The organism is Halovibrio variabilis (assembly GCF_007991175.1).
GTDB classification, from domain to species: Bacteria; Pseudomonadota; Gammaproteobacteria; order Pseudomonadales; family Halomonadaceae; genus Vreelandella; species Vreelandella variabilis.
On the sequence record NZ_BJXV01000040.1, the window covers coordinates 1 to 2,679 of the forward strand.

The 2,679-nt window shown below is 57.7% G+C and carries 4 protein-coding genes; all 4 read right to left on the reverse strand.

Translation table 11 applies throughout. The annotated features are described in order from the left end of the window. Positions 1 to 29 precede the first annotated feature (29 nt). From HVA01_RS17280 to tnpA, 4 genes are read right to left on the reverse strand one after another with little or no spacing between them, the layout of a single operon-like run. Positions 30 to 299, reverse strand: a complete 270-nt coding sequence (locus HVA01_RS17280; RefSeq protein WP_146876695.1) for a hypothetical protein — start codon at positions 297 to 299, stop codon at positions 30 to 32. Further along, positions 289 to 1,944, reverse strand: coding sequence for an IS66 family transposase (gene tnpC, locus HVA01_RS17285; protein WP_174787794.1), 1,656 nt, complete (start codon positions 1,942 to 1,944; stop codon positions 289 to 291). Before tnpC ends, HVA01_RS17280 begins: the two co-directional genes overlap by 11 nt. 28 nt (positions 1,945 to 1,972) lie before the next feature. Beyond that, positions 1,973 to 2,317 (reverse strand): IS66 family insertion sequence element accessory protein TnpB, encoded by a 345-nt coding sequence (tnpB, locus tag HVA01_RS17290; RefSeq protein ID WP_004578760.1) that lies wholly within the window; start codon positions 2,315 to 2,317, stop codon positions 1,973 to 1,975. Beyond that, positions 2,314 to 2,595 carry an IS66 family insertion sequence element accessory protein TnpA gene (tnpA, locus tag HVA01_RS17295; protein ID WP_146876691.1) on the reverse strand — a complete coding sequence of 94 codons (282 nt, stop codon included), beginning with the start codon at positions 2,593 to 2,595 and terminating at the stop codon, positions 2,314 to 2,316. Before tnpA ends, tnpB begins: the two co-directional genes overlap by 4 nt. Between the last annotated feature and the right edge of the window lie 84 nt (positions 2,596 to 2,679).

A 2,679-nucleotide genomic window follows, 5' to 3' on the forward strand; every position in this document is an offset into this window, starting at 1 on the left:
GTAAGCGTTCATTCCACGACGTAGTTGACCTACTTCACGTCGCGCAGAGGCCTTAATAACTCCGGCGAGACCTTGTATTGTTTGGTGCCGTCCTCAGCCAACACGATGACGCTCTTGCGGTTGATCTTGGTGACGATTCCCAGCTCGGGGCCTTCCCGGCCTTCGAAGGTCACTTTCAGGCCGACCCGCAACTGACTCAGCGCTTGCAGATTTTCCTGGTCCCTCAGTTCATCAATGCGCCGGCAGATGTATTGGTTCAGGTCCAGCAACTGGTCGATGCTCATGTCCTCAATGCGCATGGACATTGACCTCCGGTTGTTTATTCAGTCGGTCGGGATGGCGTGGATCGATCAGTGCACGTAACGGGTTGTCGGCGAACCGGGTTTTCCAGCGTCTCGGTGTCAGATCCGCTACTTCGCTGGCCAGATGCTGACTAATGCGTTGTAGCACGTCCACCAGATAGGTGTACGGGTTGATGCCATGCAGTTTGCAGGTGCTGATCAGGCTCTGGATGATGCCCAGGTGTTCCGCGCCCAGTTCGGTCCAGCAGAACATCCAGTTTTTCTTGCCCATGGGAATGGGCCGCAAGGCCCGTTCCAGATGGTTAGTGTCGGGTTGTACGTCCGGATCTTCCAGGAACACCGTCAGGCTCGTTTCCCGGCTGAGTACGTAGTTCAGGACTTTGGTCAGCGGTTCGCTGGGCAGCAGGCCACCGCCCTCCAGTTGATCCCGGCACCACTGGAAGAAGTCGTCGACCACCGGTTTCGAGTGTTCCAGCCGGTACTGGTGTTTCTTCTCGTCAGTCAGCCCTTGGGTTTTGATCGCCTCTTCATTCTGGTACAGCTTGGCAATCTGCTGCAGGGCTTCGGTGGCTTTCTCCGGATGATCCTTCTGGGCCTCAACGAAGCAACGGCGGCTGTGCACCCAGCATTGAGCATGGGTAATACCTTGTTGGGCCGCGGCATAGCGGGCATAAGCCGCATAACCATCACTGATCAGCGTGCCACTGAACTGATCGTTCAGGACCTGCTCGATGTGCAGTCGGCCTCGACTGTTCGAGTAAGTGAACACCACTTCGTCGGCATCGCCGTACAGCGGCCAGAACCAGCCGGATTTCATCTTGCCTTTTTGCGGGCCTGCTCGGCCCTGATGGCCTGCCTTGATGGGCGTTTCGTCCATCGCCAGCACCCGGCTGCGCAGCACGTTATCGGTCTGGGCATCCACAATGGGCCGAAGCAGGTCGATGGTGCGCTTCACCAGGTTGGTCAGGGTGCTGCGACTGAGAGTGATACCGGCCTGTTGGATGCGTTGATGTTGGCGGTATAGCGGCAGGTGGAACTGGAACTTGTCCACCAATAGCCCGGCCAGCAGGCTAACGTCTGCCAAGCTGTTGTCCAGGACGTTGAACGGCACTGGCGTCGTCACGGGCTTTTGGTCCGTGCCTTTACGCCGGAACACCGGGCGCTCACACTTGAGCACCACATAGCTGGAAGCGCGCTGGGCCAGGCGATACGTCGTTTTAGTGCCAATGATGTCGTACTGGTCGGCGTCCGGCCCGGTGAGTTCCGGGGGCCGTTGCTCGATGACCTCCACCGGGACATCGGCGGTAAAGCGCAGGCCGGTATCATTCAGGCAATCGTCATCCCGCTGCTTTTTGCCGGTACCGCGCTGATAGGCCTTAATGGTGCGTTTTTCTTCCTCGGCAGGTGTCTCCGGCAGCGACGCGTCAGCGGAGGAGAACAGGGTGGCCTGTTCAGGAATATCATAAACCTGCTTCTCGGACTTGGGGCCGAACAGCTGCTTCTTGAACCAGTCCAGTTGATGGGTCAACTGACGAATGGCTTCCGCCTGAGCGTCCAACTGCTCGCGCAACAACGCATTCTCCTCGGCCAGGGCCGAGGAGGAAGGTGTATTGGACGGGGATGTGGAAGCCGTTGAATTCATAGCCGATATGATACCGAAAATCGGCCCTTTATACCCCCCGAAAACGCTTGAACTGACGGTATTTTTGCACTTCGATACCATCGATCAGCAACTGCAAATCCGTCAGGGTCAGGGCCCGCTGGCCGGAGGCGGACAACGGCACCCGGAACTGTCCTTGCTCCAGGCGCTTGGCCCACAGGCAATAACCGGTGGTGGTAAAATACAGCATCTTCATCTGGGTCTTGCGACGATTGACGAAGACGAAATACTGACCGCTGAGCGGATCGTGCTTCAACTGATTCCGCACCAGGGCGCTCAGGCCCCGAAACGATTTACGCATGTCGGTGGGCTCGGTGCACAGCCAGATCCGGGCCTGGCTATCGAGCCCGATCATCCGTTCTGACTCAACCGCAGCTCGACGCCGTTGCCGAGGCTCAGCACAATGTTCCAGCCCGGGCCGGAGGAGGACGATCCCCCCATCAGTGATGACAGGTCTAGGAAGTTGGCATCAGCCGAGTCATCGGTCGACGCCTCTGACAGTCGCTTGCGCCAGTGGCAGAAGCTGGCATAGCCGATATTTTCCTGCTGACAAAACTGCGGCGCTGACAGGCCACTGTCACGTTGCTGATCAACCAGGGCTTGCCACTGTTCTGGGGTACGGTGCTTTCTCATGGAGGTAACCTCGTGTTGGGACATGTGAGGTTACTGTAGGGAGAAATTTAGTGGATTGGCAGGACGCCTTTGAATGAACGCTTA